The sequence below is a fragment of the Brevundimonas vesicularis genome, from assembly GCF_044807075.1.
GTDB lineage: Bacteria > Pseudomonadota > Alphaproteobacteria > Caulobacterales > Caulobacteraceae > Brevundimonas > Brevundimonas vesicularis_G.
In genome coordinates this window covers 2,615,350-2,630,719 of record NZ_CP085234.1, presented here as the reverse complement: position 1 = coordinate 2,630,719, position 15,370 = coordinate 2,615,350, and the positions used below count along the sequence as shown (strand labels likewise).

Below are 15,370 nucleotides of genomic sequence, written 5' to 3'. Positions count from 1 at the left end.
TCAGGCGCTCAGGGCCGCAGGCGCAGCCTGGTCAGGCCAGGCGACAGGCGAGAGGGCTTCCAGGGCCGGCTTCGCCAGCAGATAGCCCTGCATCAAATCGACGCCGAGGTCGCGCAGGACATCATGTTCGGCCAAGGTTTCGATGCCTTCGCAGACGGGCTGGATGCCCAGGTCCCGCAGCATGTTCAGGGTGTTGCGCACGATGGTGCGCTTGACCGTGTTGGTGTCGATGTCGCGCACCAGGGCCATGTCCAGCTTGACGATGTCGGGCTGGAACAGGCTGAGCAGGCCCAACCTCGCATAGCCGGCGCCGAAGTCGTCGATGGCGGTCTTGAAGCCCATAGCGCGATAGGATCGCAGGATGTTGAGGATGTGGTCGGTGTCCATCACCTCGCTCTCGGTGAACTCGAAGATAATCCGATCCACCGGAAAGTTGGTGCGCATCGCCGCCGCCAGGGTGGCGCGGATGCAAGCGCGCGGCTCATAAACGGCGTTGGGCAGGAAGTTGATCGACAGGCTGGCGCCGCCCGCCGTCATATCCAAACCGGCGGCGACATCGATGGCGGTCGTGCGGCACAGCTGATCGAAGGCATAGCGATTGTCGTGGGAGATATGCGACAGAACCTGGCCCGCGCCCCGGCCGTCCTTGCCCCGCACCAAGGCCTCGTAGGCGAAGACCGTCTGGTTCGTCACATCAACGATCGGCTGGAACGCCATGGTGATCGGCAGGTCGAAGCCCGCCCCATCCTTACAGCCTGCGCAAGACATAAGCTTCTCCTACTGGCCGGCAAGTCTAAGGCGACAGGCGTTAAAGACTGATGTCGAACAGGAAATTCGCTCTCGGGTTCCTTTCGTGCGGTTGAAACTCCGCAGCGCGGGAACGGTCCGCTCTTGAAGTTTTTCGCTGCGCCGTCACGGGTAATGCGATGAACCACGCACTTCCGCTCGAAGCCTGGGGGCGCCGTCTGATGACGCGGGCGGAGGCGTGGGCGGATGGGTCCCGACCGCGTCGATACGGCTATGAGTTCTTGTGGTTCGGGCTGAAGCAGGGGTGGGCGTGTCTGTTCGGGGGGCTGATGCTGGCCCTGATCCTGGGGACGTTTCTGCTTTGGCCGGAGGGGGCGCCGGTGTCCCGTTACGATTTCCTGGCGGTCGGGGCGGTGGTGATCCAGGCGGCGATGCTGATCTTCCGGCTGGAGAGCTGGGAAGAGGCGCGGGTGATCTTCCTGTTCCATGTGGCGGGGACGATCATGGAGCTGTTCAAGACCGCCCACGGGTCGTGGGTCTATCCTGAGGACAGTCTTCTGCGGATCGGGGCGGTGCCGCTGTTCTCGGGCTTCATGTATGCGGCGGTCGGCAGCTATATCGCGCGGGTGCAGCGCATCTTCCATATTCGGGTGCGGAGGTATCCGCCCCTGTGGACGACCTCGGTGCTGGCGGCGGCGATCTACGTCAACTTCTTCGCCCATCACTGGCTGCCGGACGTGCGCATCGCGCTGTTCATCGCGACCGCCGTGTTGTTCGGGCGGGGATGGTTCTATTTCACGGCGGATCGGACGCGGCGATCGATGCCGCTGCTGCTGGGGTATTTCCTGGTGGCGCTGTTCATCTGGTTCGCCGAGAACCTGGGCACGCTGGGGCAGGCCTGGGTCTATCCGGGGCAGGCTGACGGGTGGGAGATGGTGTCCCTGGCCAAGCTGGGCAGCTGGTTCCTGCTGATGATCATCTCGGTGGTGCTGGTCTCGTTGGTGCACCGACCGGAAGAGGAACCTAGCGGCCCTGCAGCGCCCCGCGCATGACGGCGGACTTGCGGCTCATGCGGGCTTTTACCAGGCGATAGACCACGGCGACGACCAGGATGGTCACGGCGATGGCGCCGATCAGAAGGGTGGGGCCATGGGCCTCGCTGAGGACTTCCATCTTCGCCAGGCCTTGTGCGGCGAGATAGCCCGGCGCCAGCATGGCCAGCACCCAGACGATCCCCGATGTGACATTGCCGAACTGGAAGGCGCGCTGACGCATCCTGAGCATGCCCAGCGTCAGCGGCACGAAGGCGCGCAAGGGCCCGAAGAAGCGGCCGACGAAGATCGACATGACGCCGTAGCGACGGCAGTACAGGCGCGTCCAGGCGATGCGACGGCGGTGCGCCTTGAACATCGGGCGCTGGAGGAAGCGCACGCCCAGCCGACGCCCGGCCCAGTAGGAGATGGCGTCGCCGATCACCGCGCCGATGACGCAGCCGACGATGACGTTGACGGGATCCAGCACGCCGGCCGCGATCAGGCCGCCCGCCGCGACCAGCAGGCCGGTGGCGGGCACGAAGGCGCCGACGACGGCCAGCGACTCGACGAACACGACCAGGCCCAGCATGACGCCGGCCCACATATGGTTGCGGGCGATGAAATCGCCCACGGCTTGCAACAGGGAATCCATACGAAGGCCTTGGGGGAGGAAGGCGGGGTCGGTCGAGGTCAAACCGACGTATGGCGACCTTATGTCACCCGCTTACGGCAGGCGTGTGACCTTGGCGGCCATGTCGGGACGCGGGCGTTCCAGCGCGGGTTCGTTCAGCGTGCCGATGTGGATGAAGCCGGCGACGCTCTCGCCCTCGGTCAGGCCGAACAGGGCGACGCCTTGCGGGTCGTAGCTGTACCAGTCTGTGATCCAGCTGGACGAATAGCCGAAGCCGGAAGCCGCATGTTCCAGGTTCATGCAGACGGCGCCGGCTGACAGGTGCTGCTCCCAGATCGGCTTGGAGCCTTCGACCGGAGTCGAGACGACCAGGATGGTGACGGGCGCGGCGGTCAGTTTGGCCAGGACGGCCTGATCCTTGGCCGGGCCGTTCCTGAGTTCGACCAGCACGGCGAGGCGGGCGGCGATGTCGGCGCGCGATTGGGGACCCAGGACCACGAACCGCCAAGGGAACAGCTTGCCGTGGTCGGGCGTGCGGGCGCCCAGCGTCAGGATCTCGTCCAGTTCGGCCTCGGACGGGCCGGGCGCGACCAGGGCCTGGGCCGGGGCGGAGCGCCGCTGGGCCAGGCGGTCGCGAAAATCTTTCGAGGGAACGGGCGGGGGCAGGGGTTCGTTGAGCGCGACCATGCCGTCTAGCTAGGCTTTCATCCGCGTCTTCGCCATAGGTGGCCCATGCACAAATCCGACGAACCGAAATGGGCCGAGGGGCTAGCGAAACCGCCGGCCTGGCGCAGCGACGGAACCGAGACGGTGTTCGACAGCCCTTGGATGGCGCTGACCCGGCATCCGGCGACGGCGCCGACCGGGATGAAGGCCGACTATGCCGTCGTGCGGTTCAAGAACGTCGGGACCGGCGTCCTGCCCGTGCACGAGGACGGGACGGTGACCCTGGTGGGCCAGCAGCGGTTCGCCCACGCCAACTACAGCTGGGAAATGCCCGAAGGCGGCGCGCCGCTGGACGAGGATCCGTTCGACGGCATCCGGCGCGAACTGGCCGAAGAGGCGGGGTTGCAGGCCGAACACTGGCTGCCGGCGCTGAAGGTCGAGATGTCGAACTCCATCACCGACGAGATCGGCATGACCTGGATCGCCTGGGGCCTGTCGCCCGCGCCGACCGATCCCGATCCCACCGAAATCATCGCCGTGGTGCGCGTGCCGTTCCTGGATCTGCTGGACGAGATCGGGAGGGGAACGGTGCGCGATAGCCTGACGGTGGCGACGGCCTACAAGGCCTATCATATGGCCATGAACGGCGAACTGCCCGAGGCGCTGGCGCGCGCCTTGCTGGGGCGCGTATGATGTCGCCGAAGGAGCCGGTCATGGCCAAGCTGGAAGTCGTTGCGGAAACCGAAATCGACAGCGTGTGGCGTCAGCTGCGCGCCTCGGCCGAGGCGGCGTCACGCGAGGAGCCGCAGCTGGCCTCGCAGATGAATGCGGTGATCCTGTCGCACGACGACCTGGCGGGCGCGCTGAGCTTTCAGATCGCGCGCAAGCTGGCGGACGGGGAAATGAGCGCCATGTCGGTGCGCGAGGTCTGTCTGTCGGCGTTCAAGGCCGATCCGTCGATGGTCGAGGCGGCGGAGGCCGATCTGCAGGCTGTGGCCGAACGCGACCCGGCGATCCGCAACCTGTTGCAGCCCTTCCTGTATTTCAAAGGCTTCCAGGCCCTACAGGGCTGGCGCGTGGCGCACTGGCTGTGGGGACAGGGGCGCGAGACGCTGGCCTTCCACTTCCAGAGCCGGATTTCCGAACTGTTCCAGCTGGACATCCATCCGGCCGCGCAGATGGGCAAGGGGCTGTTTCTGGATCACGGCACGGGCATCGTGATCGGCGAGACGGCGGTGGTCGGCGACGACGTGTCTATGCTGCACGGGGTGACCCTGGGCGGGACGGGCGCCGAACGCGGCGACCGCCATCCCAAGATCGGCAAGGGCGTCCTGCTGGGCGCCGGGGCCAAGGTGCTGGGCAATATCCACGTCGGCGACTACGCCAAGGTGGCCTCCGGCTCGGTGGTGCTGAAGGCCGTGCCGTCGGGCTGCACCGTCGCCGGGGTGCCGGCCCGGCTGGTCAACTGCCCGACCAGCGCCGAACCGGCCCGCACCATGGATCACACCCTGGCCGATGTGGTGTACGACTTCGTCATTTGACCCGACGCCTCACAGAGCGATCCTGAGCGAGGCGCGGACGCTGCGCGGGGCGCCGGGGTATATCCACAAGGCGCTGTAGGAGCTGGCGGCGTAACGCTCGTCGAACAGGTTGTCGACCTCGACGCGGGCGGTGACCTGGGGCGTCAGTCCGTAGTCCAGCGCCGCCTTGGCCTTCCAATAGGCAGGCAGTTCTGGCGCGCCGAGCGCCAGGCCGCCGGCCCGGTCGCCGACGTAGGCCGCGCCGGTCATGAATAACCAGGTCGTGCCGTGGATGGTGGGGAAGCGACCGATCACGAACAGCGAGCCGGAATGTTCGGGCACGTTCAGCACGGCGTCGGTGGCGAAGGCGCTGTCGTCGGCCTTCGCGTCGGTCCAGCCGTAGTTGGCCACCACCTGCCAGACGTCGTCGATCTTCAAGGCGCCGTCCAGTTCGATCCCGCGCGTCGTCAGCTTGCCCACCGGAGACAGGAAGTTGGGATCGACGGGATCGGTCGTCAGAATGTTCGACTTCTCGATGTCGAAGACGGTGGCGGCGAGGTCCAGTCCGTCCCAGGCGCCGGCCAGGCCAATCTCGTAGCCCTTGCCATCCTCGGGCGCGAAGCCGGAGCCTTCGCGACCCGTGCCGGAGTTCAGCACGAACGACTGACCATAGCTGGCGTGGGCGGTCAGGTTGTCGGTCAGGCGATAGCGTGCGGCGAAGCGGTATTTCAGGGGCGTATCGCGGGCCTCGCCGACGGCGCCGGTGCGGTTGTTTCGGATGGTCTGGTCGTAGTCGTCGAACCGCAGCCCGGCCAGCAGGCTGAGGCGGTCATTCACCTCCCACAAATCCTGGGCGTACAGGGTGACGACGTCGCGCGTTTCCAGATTGTCGGTGAAGGGCAGGGGCGTCGGCGGCGTGACCGCGCCATAGACGGGATTGAGGACATTGATCGGATAGGGATTGGCGGCAGTCGGATTGATGCGCAGCCACTTCTCGCCATAGGTCAGCTGATAGGCCTTCACCCCGAAACCGAGGTTGTGAACGCCCAACCCCGTCTCGACCACGCCGTTCAGCTCGAGCCGGGCCGACACGTCCTCGACCGAGAAGTCGCGTCCGCGACGCTGACGCCACAGCTGGTCGCCGACCAGGCGCGACTGATCGCTGGACAGACCCTTCAGCGAGCCGCCGCGCCAGGCGACGCCGCCGTTCAGGCTCCAGTCGTCATTGATCCGGTATTCGCCGGTGATCAGATGCCGTTCGTTGCGGAAGCGGGTCGCGCCGTCGCCGGGCTCGCCGTAGTAGTTCGAGGGCGGCAGGAACAGCGCGTCGCCGTTGATCGCCGGCATCCCCCGGTCGAACAGGGTCGTGAAGGTGGTGAGCTCGCCCACATGGGTCAGGCGCAGATCATCGGTGGGACGCCAGGTCAGGGAGGGCGCCAACACGGTGCGGTCCAGGCCGACATAGTCGCGCCAGCCATTCGAGGTCTCGCCCGCCACCACAAGCCGTCCGGCCAGCGTGTCGTTGATCGGGCCGGTCAGGTCCAGCTCGCCGCGACGCAGGCCGAATGATCCCACAGTGGCGGTGAAGGCTGCGGCGGCGGCGAAGCGCGGGGTCTTGGAGACGATATTGATGCGTCCGGCCGGGTCGATGTCGCCGAACAGGGCGCCGGACGGCCCCTTCAGCACCTCGATCCGCTCGGACGTCGCCGGATCGCGGGGCGGGGCCATGCCGCGATTGGCCAGAAAGCCGTCGACGTAATATTCCGCCCCGCCGTCGGGCGTGCCCAGGAAGCCGCGGATGGCGAAGTTGTCCATGACGCCGCCGCGATTGTTCTGCTGGCTGACGCCGCTGACCAGTTCCAGCGCATCGGCAAGGCGCGTCGCGCCCACGGCCTTGATCAGATCGTTCTCGATGGCGCGGCTGGACGGTGACATGGCCTCGGTGATCGATCCTGCGCCCAGGGTCAGATCACGCGGCGCCGAACGGCGGCCCAGAACGACGATCTCCCCCACCATCTCAGGCTCGACCGCCTCGATAGCGACGGGGGCGGGGACGTTGGCGGCGACCAGCAGGCACGCGCTGGCGCAGCTCAGAAGGAGGGACAAGGCAGGCTCCGTTTGAAATGTTATACTGTATCGGCTATCCGCTTCCGCCTGATGATGTCAACCGCTGCAACGCTTCCCGCCTCCGCCTCTTCGACAGCCGCGCCAAGTCGTGCGGTCGGTCGGATCCCATCCATCGACGCCCTGCGCGGGCTGGTCATCCTGCTGATGCTGGTCGATCACGCGCGGGAGTTCTTCTTCATACACGCACAGGTCTCGGACCCGATGAATGTGGAGACGACCTCGCCGGCGTTGTTCTTCACCCGGCTGTCGGCCCATCTGTGCGCGCCGGTGTTCGTGGCCCTGACGGGATTGGGGGCTTGGCTGTACGGAAACAAGCAGGCGAGCGGCGGGAACGGAGCCGGCGCGGCATCGGCCTTCCTGCTGAAACGTGGTCTGTTTCTGGTCGTGCTGGAACTGACGGTCGTCAACTTCGCCTGGACCTTCTCGATTACGCCCGAGTTGATCTATCTGCAGGTGATCTGGGCCATCGGCCTGTCGATGATCGCGCTGGCGGCCCTGGTGCATCTGCCACGCCCGGTGCTGATCGCCGTGGGTCTGGTCATCGTTCTGGGTCACAATCTGCTGGACCCGATCACCATCGCGGCGGGACAGCCGGGACATGCGATCTGGGCCGTGCTGCATGATCGCGGCTTCATTGATTTGCCGTGGAGTGGTCAGGCGAGAACCTCCTATCCGCTGCTGCCGTGGATCGGCGTGGCGGCCTTGGGCTACGCCATTGGGCCGTGGTTCGCAGGCGAGCAGCGGGCGCGGCTGAGACGGTTGGTGCTGACGGGAGGGGGCGCGCTCGCTCTGTTCGTCGTGCTGCGGGCGATCAATGTCTATGGGGATGCGCCGTGGGCCGTGCAGGCGACGCCGATCCAGACGGTGATGAGTGTGCTGAACCTGACGAAATACCCGCCGTCGGCCGACTTTCTGCTGCTGACGCTGGGGATTGGCGCGCTGATCCTGGCGGGGCTGGAAAGAGCGCCGGAGCGGTTGGTCGGCGTGGTGGCGGTCTCTGGCGGAGCGCCGCTGTTCTTCTATCTGATCCACCTCTATGGGCTGCATCTGCTGAACCTGGCGGCCCTGATGCTGTTCGGCGCCAATCAGGGGGAGGGCTTTGGCGTGCCCGGCGTCGGCTGGGTATGGTTGCTGGCGGCCCTGGTCGCCGTGCCTTGCTGGTTCGCCTGCCGCTGGTTCGGCGGGGTCAAGCGGCGCAGTTCGCAATGGTGGATGAAGTACCTCTGAGGCGGGAAAATGCGCGGCGCCGGTTTCCCTGAACCGCCGATGTCTCTAGGGTCCGCCGCCAACGTCCAGACCATGAGGCCCCCCGTGAAAGACACCGACCTGAAGCGCATCGAGGCGCACCTCAAGCGCACCTTCAACACCGGCGGCATCATCGTGAAGGCCCGCCCCAAGCAGAATGACTCGGCCGAGGTCTATGTCGGCGACGAGTTCATCGGCATCGTCTTCGAGGATGAGGACGAGGAAGGCTCATTCATGTTCGAAATGGCGATCCTGGCCGAAGACCTTCCGGCCTGAAACGCCGACCGATCTGACCGCCCGGCGTGAATGCGCCGGGCGGTTTTCGTTTGGGCCGACCCGTTCAGCGATGCGGGCCGGTCAGCGCGTGGGGGCCGCGCGTTCGAGGCCGTATAGCGCCTCGACGATGTCCTCGGCCTTCCGCTGGACCAGTTGCTGGGCGTCGTGGACGCCGCGATTGTAGAAGGCGCCGCCGATCTCCTTGCCGATGAAGTCCAGCAGCATCTCGGCCGGAAGCTGGCCGAGTTCCTGATCCAGTTCGCGGGCGAAGTAGTCGCGCAGTTTGGCGGTGATCGCCACGCGGTCTTCCTTGGAGAATTCGATCGGTTTCATGCGACTTCGGCCAAGGCTTCTTCGGCGGCGACCCAGGCGGCTTCGGCGGCGGCGAGATCCGCCTCGGTCTTGGCGCGGGCGCGGGTCAGACCTTCCAGGGCCTTGGGATTGCTGACCGAGGCGGTGGCCATGTCGTCGTCGATACGGGCGATCTCGGCCGTCAGGCGGGTCATGGTCTCCTCCGCCTTCTTGACCGCATGACGCAGGGTCGAGGGCGAGGGGCCGGATCGCTTCTTGTTGCCCCTATCGTTGGCGCCGCGGGCGGTCTCTACCTGAGTGGCGCCTGAGTTCGCCTTGGCCTCTTCCTTCTTGATCTGGCTGGGCTTGGCGATGGCCTGTTTCGCGCGGTCGAGGACGAACTTGGCGTAGTCGTCCATGTCGCCGTCAAAGGGTTTCACCGTGCCGTCGGCGGCCAGCCACAGGCGATCCGCCACCATTTCCATCAGCGAGCGGTCGTGGGTGATCAGGATGACGGCGCCGTTGTAGTCGTTCAGGGCGTCCAGCAGGGCGCGACGGCTGTCGATGTCCAGGTGGTTGGTCGGTTCGTCCAGGATCAGGACGTGGGGCGCGTCCATCGCCACCATGTTCAGCAGCAGGCGCGCGCGTTCGCCGCCCGACAGGCTGTCGACCGTGGTCTCCTGCTTCTCATAGCCCAAGCCGAACTGGGCCAGCTTGGAGCGGCGGGCGCTTTCGGGCGCATCCGGCATGGCGCGGCGGATGATTTCCAGCGGCGTGTCGGTCGGGTCCATGGCCTCGATCTGGTGCTGGTGGAACCAGCCGACGCGCATCTTCCTGTCGCGGTGAAGCTCGCCCTCGGACACGTCCAGGGCGCCGGCGATCATCTTGGCGAAGGTCGACTTGCCGGCGCCGTTGACCCCCAGCAGGCCGATGCGGTCGTCCAAATCCATGCGCAGGTTCAGATTGCGCAGGATCGGCTTGCCCGGCTCATAGCCGACATTGGCCCGCTCCAGCCGGATCAGAGGCGGCGCCAACGGGCGCGGCGGCGAGGGCAGGGTGAAGGGGGCGACGCGTTCCTCGATCGTGGTGGCGACCGGCTGCATCTTCTCCAGCCGCTTCATGCGCGACTGGGCCTGGGCGGCCTTTGAGGCCTTGGCCTTGAAGCGATCGACGAAGGCCTGAAGGTGGGCGCGCTCGGCGTCCTGCTTGGCCTTGGCCGACAGCTGCAGCCGGGCCTTTTCGGCGCGGGCCTTTTCGAAGGCGTCGTAGTTGCCGGTGTAGAGGGTCAGGGTGTGGTTCGCGAGGTGCAGGATGTGGGTACAGACCTCGTTCAACATCTCGCGGTCGTGGGAGATGATCAGGGCGGTGTGCGGGTATTTCTTCAGCCGCGCCTCCAGCCACAGGGCGCCTTCCAGGTCGAGGTAGTTGGTCGGTTCGTCCAGCAGCAGCATGTCCGGCTCGGCGAACAGGGCGGCGGCCAGGGCGACGCGCATCCGCCAGCCGCCCGAGAACTCCGACATCGGCCGAGCCTGGTTTTCCTGGTCGAAGCCCAGACCGACCAGGATTTCGGCGGCGCGCGCGGGCGCGGCGTCGGCGTCGATCTCGATCAGGCGCGACCAGATCTCGCCCATCTCTTCCGGTTCGGCGGTCTCGAGCCGGCCCAGCAGGGTGTGGCGTTCGACGTCGGCCTCAAGGATGGTGTCGATGACGCTGACGGGGGTCGCCGGATGCTCTTGATCCACCGAGCCGATACGGGCGGTCTTGGGCAGGCTGATCTCGTCGCCGGCGGCGTGAAGCTCACCCAGGATCAGCTTGAACAGAGTCGACTTGCCGATGCCGTTGCGGCCGACCAGACCGACCTTGGAGCCAGGCGGCAGGCTGACGGAGGCGTCCACGAGAAACTTGCGGCCCCAGGCGTTGAAGGTCAGGTCGGTGATCTGGAGCATTGCGGCGAAGGTTCTTCGGTTGGGCGGCGTCCCTCAATCGGCAGGTCGCCATGCGGCGTGCGTCAGGGATGCAAAAAGGGACGGTTGGAAACGCGGGAGGTGGTCGCTATAAGCCCGCGACACTCAATCTCCCAACAAGAAGTCAATTCCCATGACCGAACGTACCTTCTCGATCATCAAGCCCGACGCCACGCGCCGCAACCTGACCGGCGCGATCAACGCCGTGATCGAAGGCGCCGGCCTGCGCATCGTGGCCCAGCGCCGCGTCAAGCTGACGACCGAACAAGCCAAGAAATTCTACGAAGTGCACGCCGAGCGCCCGTTCTACGGCGAACTGGTCGAGCAGATGACGGCTGAGCCGGTCGTCGTTCAGGTGTTGGAAGGCGACAACGCCGTCGCGGCCTATCGTGAAGTCATGGGCGCCACCAACCCGGAACAGGCCGCCGAAGGCACCATCCGCAAGCAGTTCGCCCTGTCGATCGGTGAAAACTCGGTCCACGGTTCGGACAGCCAGGACAACGCCAAGATCGAGATCGCCCAGTTCTTCACCGACGACCAGATCGTCGGCTAAGGCGCTCCGCGCTCAAGTCGCGAGGAACCGCGTTCCGAGCGTAGCGCAAGAAAGACGAGCTATGCGAAAGCGGACGCTTTCGCATAGCGTGACTATATAGGCCCGCGCCCGGACCCGGACGCGGGCCTTGTCGTTTGGTGGTCATTATCTCGTTCGTCTCCCGGAGAAGACCCATGAAGACCATGATCAAACTGGCCCCCGTCATCGGCGTCGTGGCCCTGCTGGCCGCCTGCGGCCAGACGATGGAACAACGCGCCGCCACCGGCGCCCTGGGCGGCGCCGTCGCCGGTCAGGTCATCGGCGGCAACACGGGTTCGACCGTGGCCGGCGCCGCCATCGGCGCCGTCGCCGGCGCGGCGACCAAGCCCCGCTAAATCCGTCCAAGTCTTTCGGGCGAAAGCCCGGATGACAAAAAGGCCCGGAGCGACGCTCCGGGCCTTTTCTACGTCTGACGTCCGACGCCCCTACCAGATGCGGGCGCGGGCCTCGGGCGCGATATATTCCTTCTGGTCCGGGGAGACGCCGAAGGCCGCGTACCAGGCGTCGATGTTGCGCGGCGAGGTCGCGGCGCGCACCGGGCCGGGAGAGTGCGGGTCGGTGGTCAGCTGCTCCTTCAGCGCCGCCTCGCGCGACTTCTCGCGCCAGACCTGCGCCCAGCCCAGGAAGACGCGCTGATCGCCCGTCAGCCCGTCGATGACCGGCGCCGGCTGGCCGTTCAGAGACTTGTGATAGGCGTCCAGGGCCAGCAGCAGGCCGCCCAGGTCGGCGATGTTCTCGCCCATCGTCAGGTCGCCGTTGACGTGCACGCCGGGGATCGGCTCCAGCTTGTCATAGATGTCGCCCAACACCTTGGCGCGCGCCTCGAAGCGGGCGGCGTCTTCCGGCGTCCACCAGTCGCGCAGCACGCCGTCGCCGTCCGACTTGCGGCCCTGATCGTCGAAGCCGTGGGTGATCTCGTGGCCGATGACCGCGCCGATGCCGCCGTAGTTGACGGCCGGGTCCGCGTTCGGATCGAAGAAGGGCGCCTGCAGGATGGCGGCCGGGAAGACGATCTCGTTGCGCGGCGGGTTGTAGTAGGCGTTCACCGTCTGGGGCGTCATGCCCCATTCCAGCGGATCGACCGGCTTGCCGATCTTGCCGCGCTTATAGGCCCATTCGAAGGCCGAGGAGCGTTTGACGTTGCCGTACAGGTCGTCGGCCTTCAGCTCCAGGCCATCATACGAGCGCCACTTGTCGGGATAGCCGATCTTCACCCCGAACTTGGACATCTTGTACAGGGCCTGCTCGCGCGTGGGCTCGCTCATCCAGTCCAGGGTCTTCAACCGCTCGGTCATGGCGTCGCGGATGTTGCCGACCAGGGCTTCCATCTGGGCCTTGGACGAGGCGGGGAAGTGCAGGCGGACGTATTCCTGGGCCAGGACCTCGCCCAGCTGGCCGTCGACCAGGGCCACGCCCCGGTTCCAGCGGGGACGGTTCTCGGGCTGACCGCGCAGCGTCTTGCCGCGGAAGTCGAAGCGCGCGTCGACAAAGGCCTTGGACAGATAGGGGCTGGCCTGATCGACGACGTTGAACGCCTGCCAGGCCTTCAGGGTCTCGATGGGGGTGTCGGCGAACACCTGGGCGATGGCGGGGATGGCGGTGTTTTCCATCAGCACCAGGGTGTCGACGTCCGACACCTGGGCGCCGGCCAGGAAGCCGGCCCAGTCGAAGCCGGGAGCCAGGGTCGCCAGGTCCGAAGCCTTGGCCGGGTTGTACAGCTTGTCGATCTGGCGTCGCTCGACCGTCGTCCACTGCTTGTCGGCGACCTTGGTTTCGAAGGCCAGGATGTCGGCGGCGGTCTTGGCAGGATCGGCCCAGCCGATGGCGGTCAGGGTGGTCGTCAGATAGGACAGATAGGCCTCGCGCTGGGCGGCGAAGTCGGGCTTCAGATAGTAGTCGCGGTCTGGCAGGCCTAGCGATCCCTGACCCAGATAGGCCGAGTTCAGATTGGGGTTCTTCAGATCCTCGAACACGTCGATGCCGAACAGGGAGCCGCCGAAGCCAGAATGGCTCTCGCCCATCAGGCGCGCCATGCCGGCGTGGTCGGTGACCGCCTTGACGGCGGCGAGGTCGGCGGCCAGCGGCGTCGCGCCCAGCTGCTCGATCTTCGCCTCGTCCATGAAGCTGGCGTACAGGGCGCCGACCTTGCGCGCGTTCTCGTTGGCGGGATTGGCGGCGCTGGTCTCGATGATAGACTTCAGCTGGGACTGGGCGTTCTCATACAGGACGTCGAACGGGCCAAAGCGCGACTTGTCGGCCGGAATCTCGGTCGTGCGCAGATAGGTTCCGTTGGCGTATTCGTTGAAGTCGTCGCCGGGCTTAACCGAGGTGTTGCGACCGGCCAGATCGAAGCCCCAGGCGCCGAAGGGGCTGTGGGCCGCGCCGGCCATGCCGTGCGAATGCTGGGCCGAAGCGTCCTGGGCCGAGGCCGCGCCGCCGGTGAGGGCGACGACGATACAGGCCGAGCAGGCGGCCATCAGACGAATGCGAGTCATGGATAGAGAGTGTCCCGATTGAGGTCGGGCGCACCATTGCGCCGGTGCGGCGGTCTGTCGCATGACGTTTTTGTAATCTTCGCGCCGCTAGGGGCGGGGCAACTCTCGGCAGAAGTCAGACAGCACCTGCGGGTAAAGCTGATGCTCCGCAGTCTTGACCCGTTCGGCCAGGGCCTCGGCCGTGTCGCCTTCGACGATGGGCACGCGCGTCTGGCCCAGGATCGGGCCTTCGTCCACGCCCTCGGTCACCAGATGGACCGTGCATCCGGCCTCGGCGTCGCCGGCGGCGATGGCCCGGGCGTGAGTGTCCAAGCCGGGATAGAGGGGCAGCAGGCTGGGGTGGATGTTCAGCATCCGCTCGCGCCAGCCGCCGACCAGCCAGGGCGTCAGAACGCGCATATAGCCGGCCAGCGCCACGACCTCGACGTCGGCGTCGCGCAGGACGGCGTCCACCGCCCGCTCATGCGCCTCGCGATCCTTGCCGAACGATTTGTGCGCCACGGTCGCCGTCGCCACGCCCTTGGCCGCCGCAATCGCCAGACCGCTCGCACCCTCGATGTTCGACAGCACCAGCACGACCTCATAGCCGCTGTCCGGCGCCTGACCGGCGTCGATCAGAGCCGCCATGTTGGAGCCCGCCCCCGAGATCAGGACGGCGACGCGCGTCTTCACAGTCTCAGGCCGCTTCCAGTTGTCCGCAGACGAAGGCGACTTCGCCGGCGTTGAGCAGGGCGGCCAAAACTGGCTCGGCGTTCTCGGGCGCCACGATCAGGATGAAGCCGACGCCGCAGTTGAAGGTGCGGCGCATTTCGTGGTCGCTGATGCCGCCGGTTTCGGCCAGCCACTGGAAGACGGCGGGCATGGGCCAGGCGTTCCAGTCGAAGCGGGCCTGCAGACCCTCGGCGATGCAGCGGGGCGGGTTTTCGATCAGGCCGCCGCCGGTGATGTGGGCCGCGCCCTTGACCAGGCCCGCCTTCATGATCGGCAGCACCGGCTTCACATAGATGCGGGTCGGCTCCATCAGGGCCTGAGCCAGCGAGCGGTCCTTGGCGAAGGGGGCGTCGTCGGCCCAGGCCAAGCCGGACTTCTCGACCACCTTGCGCACCAGCGAATAACCGTTCGAGTGCGGGCCGGTGGAGGCCAGGCCGATGATGACGTCGCCGGCCGCCTGGCGATCCAGATAGGGCAGGGCGTGGCCGCGCTCGACGGCGCCCAGGCTGAAGCCGGCCAGGTCGTAGTCGCCTTCGGTGTACATGCCCGGCATTTCGGCGGTCTCGCCGCCGACCAGGGCGCAGCCGGCCTGACGGCAGCCCTCGGCGATGCCGGCGACCACGCGGCGGGCGGCGTCGATCTCGAGCCGGCCGGTGGCGTAATAGTCGAGGAACAGCAGGGGCTCGGCGCCCTGGGCCAACAGGTCGTTGACGCACATGGCGACCAGATCGACGCCGACGCCGTCATGACGGCCGGTCTCGATCGCGATCTTCAGCTTGGTGCCGACGCCGTCCGTGGTAGTGACGATCAGCGGGTCCTGGAAGCCGGCGGCCTTGAGGTCGAACAGGGCGCCGAAGCCGCCCAGCGAAGGCTCCGATCCGGGGCGCGCCGTCGATTTCGCCAGCGGCTTGATATGTTCGACCAGCATTTCGCCCGCGTCGATGTCCACGCCCGCATCGGCGTAGGTCAGGCCGTTTTCGAGAGGCTTTTGGGTGTCGCTCATGGGATCTCGGGCCTGAATCGGGGCGGAAATGCAGCGCGGCTCTTGCCACAGGTAGGATGCGCGGGGCT

16 protein-coding genes are annotated in these 15,370 nt (G+C 66.6%); 7 read left to right on the top strand and 9 right to left on the bottom strand.

Features of this window, described 5'->3' with window-relative positions; all coding sequences use genetic code 11:
- Positions 1-768, bottom strand: a complete 768-nt coding sequence (locus LG306_RS13245) for an EAL domain-containing protein (protein ID WP_404415307.1) — start codon at positions 766-768, stop codon at positions 1-3.
- A 158-nt stretch (positions 769-926) separates the two neighbouring features.
- Between LG306_RS13245 and LG306_RS13240 the strand changes: the two genes are divergently transcribed.
- Entirely contained in the window at positions 927-1,799 is an 873-nt protein-coding gene (locus tag LG306_RS13240) for a DUF817 domain-containing protein (RefSeq protein WP_404415303.1), read from the top strand.
- Here LG306_RS13240 and LG306_RS13235 read toward each other — a convergent pair.
- Positions 1,771-2,433, bottom strand: coding sequence for a DedA family protein (locus LG306_RS13235; RefSeq protein WP_404415300.1), 663 nt, complete (start codon positions 2,431-2,433; stop codon positions 1,771-1,773). The genes LG306_RS13240 and LG306_RS13235 overlap by 29 nt on opposite strands.
- Positions 2,434-2,505: 72 nt before the next feature.
- The gene (locus tag LG306_RS13230) at positions 2,506-3,099 is read right to left on the bottom strand and encodes a nitroreductase (protein WP_404415297.1); all 594 of its coding nucleotides are present in this window, start codon (positions 3,097-3,099) and stop codon (positions 2,506-2,508) included.
- A 45-nt stretch (positions 3,100-3,144) separates the two neighbouring features.
- Here LG306_RS13230 and LG306_RS13225 point away from each other — a divergent pair, with 45 nt between their 5' ends.
- Both LG306_RS13225 and cysE read left to right on the top strand, forming a co-directional pair.
- Entirely contained in the window at positions 3,145-3,771 is a 627-nt protein-coding gene (locus LG306_RS13225) for an NUDIX domain-containing protein (RefSeq protein ID WP_404415294.1), read from the top strand.
- Positions 3,772-3,791: 20 nt separating this feature from the next.
- The gene (cysE, locus tag LG306_RS13220; RefSeq protein ID WP_404415291.1) at positions 3,792-4,619 is read left to right on the top strand and encodes a serine O-acetyltransferase; all 828 of its coding nucleotides are present in this window, start codon (positions 3,792-3,794) and stop codon (positions 4,617-4,619) included.
- A gap of 9 nt (positions 4,620-4,628) precedes the next feature.
- On the opposite strand, the gene LG306_RS13215 is transcribed toward cysE, so the two are convergent.
- The gene (locus tag LG306_RS13215) at positions 4,629-6,704 is read right to left on the bottom strand and encodes a TonB-dependent siderophore receptor (RefSeq protein WP_404415288.1); all 2,076 of its coding nucleotides are present in this window, start codon (positions 6,702-6,704) and stop codon (positions 4,629-4,631) included.
- A gap of 51 nt (positions 6,705-6,755) precedes the next feature.
- On the opposite strand from LG306_RS13215, the gene LG306_RS13210 reads away from it, so the two are divergent.
- Positions 6,756-7,952: a DUF1624 domain-containing protein gene (locus LG306_RS13210; protein WP_404415285.1), complete on the top strand. Its 1,197-nt coding sequence runs from the start codon at positions 6,756-6,758 to the stop codon at positions 7,950-7,952.
- 84 nt (positions 7,953-8,036) lie between these two features.
- Complete coding sequence (locus tag LG306_RS13205) at positions 8,037-8,246, top strand: DUF3126 family protein (RefSeq protein ID WP_017504669.1); 210 nt, start codon at positions 8,037-8,039, stop codon at positions 8,244-8,246.
- 81 nt (positions 8,247-8,327) lie between these two features.
- On the opposite strand, the gene LG306_RS13200 is transcribed toward LG306_RS13205, so the two are convergent.
- Together LG306_RS13200 and LG306_RS13195 are read right to left on the bottom strand one after the other, a co-directional pair.
- Complete coding sequence (locus LG306_RS13200) at positions 8,328-8,579, bottom strand: DUF2164 domain-containing protein (protein WP_404415282.1); 252 nt, start codon at positions 8,577-8,579, stop codon at positions 8,328-8,330.
- A complete protein-coding gene (locus tag LG306_RS13195) occupies positions 8,576-10,483 on the bottom strand; it encodes an ABC-F family ATP-binding cassette domain-containing protein (RefSeq protein WP_404415280.1) in 1,908 nt (635 codons plus the stop codon). Before LG306_RS13195 ends, LG306_RS13200 begins: the two co-directional genes overlap by 4 nt.
- A gap of 151 nt (positions 10,484-10,634) precedes the next feature.
- Here LG306_RS13195 and ndk point away from each other — a divergent pair, with 151 nt between their 5' ends.
- Both ndk and LG306_RS13185 read left to right on the top strand, forming a co-directional pair.
- Positions 10,635-11,054, top strand: coding sequence for a nucleoside-diphosphate kinase (ndk, locus tag LG306_RS13190; protein WP_017504672.1), 420 nt, complete (start codon positions 10,635-10,637; stop codon positions 11,052-11,054).
- A gap of 173 nt (positions 11,055-11,227) precedes the next feature.
- Positions 11,228-11,428: a YMGG-like glycine zipper-containing protein gene (locus LG306_RS13185; protein ID WP_017504673.1), complete on the top strand. Its 201-nt coding sequence runs from the start codon at positions 11,228-11,230 to the stop codon at positions 11,426-11,428.
- A 90-nt stretch (positions 11,429-11,518) separates the two neighbouring features.
- On the opposite strand, the gene LG306_RS13180 is transcribed toward LG306_RS13185, so the two are convergent.
- From LG306_RS13180 to purM, 3 genes are all read right to left on the bottom strand, one after another.
- On the bottom strand, positions 11,519-13,588 hold the full coding sequence (locus tag LG306_RS13180) for a M13 family metallopeptidase (protein ID WP_404415276.1): 2,070 nt from the start codon (positions 13,586-13,588) through the stop codon (positions 11,519-11,521).
- Positions 13,589-13,675: 87 nt separating this feature from the next.
- Complete coding sequence (gene purN / locus LG306_RS13175) at positions 13,676-14,215, bottom strand: phosphoribosylglycinamide formyltransferase (protein WP_404419732.1); 540 nt, start codon at positions 14,213-14,215, stop codon at positions 13,676-13,678.
- Between the two features lie 49 nt (positions 14,216-14,264).
- The gene (gene purM / locus LG306_RS13170; RefSeq protein WP_404415273.1) at positions 14,265-15,302 is read right to left on the bottom strand and encodes a phosphoribosylformylglycinamidine cyclo-ligase; all 1,038 of its coding nucleotides are present in this window, start codon (positions 15,300-15,302) and stop codon (positions 14,265-14,267) included.
- Positions 15,303-15,370: the final 68 nt, after the last annotated feature.

Coding starts and splice junctions, on each gene's coding strand:
- ndk (WP_017504672.1), top strand. CDS start 10,635: ATGACCGAACGTACCTTCTCGATCATCAAGCCCGACGCCACGCGCCGC.
- LG306_RS13200 (WP_404415282.1), bottom strand. CDS start 8,579: ATGAAACCGATCGAATTCTCCAAGGAAGACCGCGTGGCGATCACCGCC.
- LG306_RS13225 (WP_404415294.1), top strand. CDS start 3,145: ATGCACAAATCCGACGAACCGAAATGGGCCGAGGGGCTAGCGAAACCG.
- LG306_RS13210 (WP_404415285.1), top strand. CDS start 6,756: ATGATGTCAACCGCTGCAACGCTTCCCGCCTCCGCCTCTTCGACAGCC.
- LG306_RS13185 (WP_017504673.1), top strand. CDS start 11,228: ATGAAGACCATGATCAAACTGGCCCCCGTCATCGGCGTCGTGGCCCTG.
- LG306_RS13240 (WP_404415303.1), top strand. CDS start 927: ATGAACCACGCACTTCCGCTCGAAGCCTGGGGGCGCCGTCTGATGACG.
- cysE (WP_404415291.1), top strand. CDS start 3,792: ATGGCCAAGCTGGAAGTCGTTGCGGAAACCGAAATCGACAGCGTGTGG.
- LG306_RS13180 (WP_404415276.1), bottom strand. CDS start 13,588: ATGACTCGCATTCGTCTGATGGCCGCCTGCTCGGCCTGTATCGTCGTC.
- purM (WP_404415273.1), bottom strand. CDS start 15,302: ATGAGCGACACCCAAAAGCCTCTCGAAAACGGCCTGACCTACGCCGAT.
- purN (WP_404419732.1), bottom strand. CDS start 14,215: ATGGCGGCTCTGATCGACGCCGGTCAGGCGCCGGACAGCGGCTATGAG.
- LG306_RS13195 (WP_404415280.1), bottom strand. CDS start 10,483: ATGCTCCAGATCACCGACCTGACCTTCAACGCCTGGGGCCGCAAGTTT.
- LG306_RS13230 (WP_404415297.1), bottom strand. CDS start 3,099: ATGGTCGCGCTCAACGAACCCCTGCCCCCGCCCGTTCCCTCGAAAGAT.
- LG306_RS13245 (WP_404415307.1), bottom strand. CDS start 768: ATGTCTTGCGCAGGCTGTAAGGATGGGGCGGGCTTCGACCTGCCGATC.
- LG306_RS13235 (WP_404415300.1), bottom strand. CDS start 2,433: ATGGATTCCCTGTTGCAAGCCGTGGGCGATTTCATCGCCCGCAACCAT.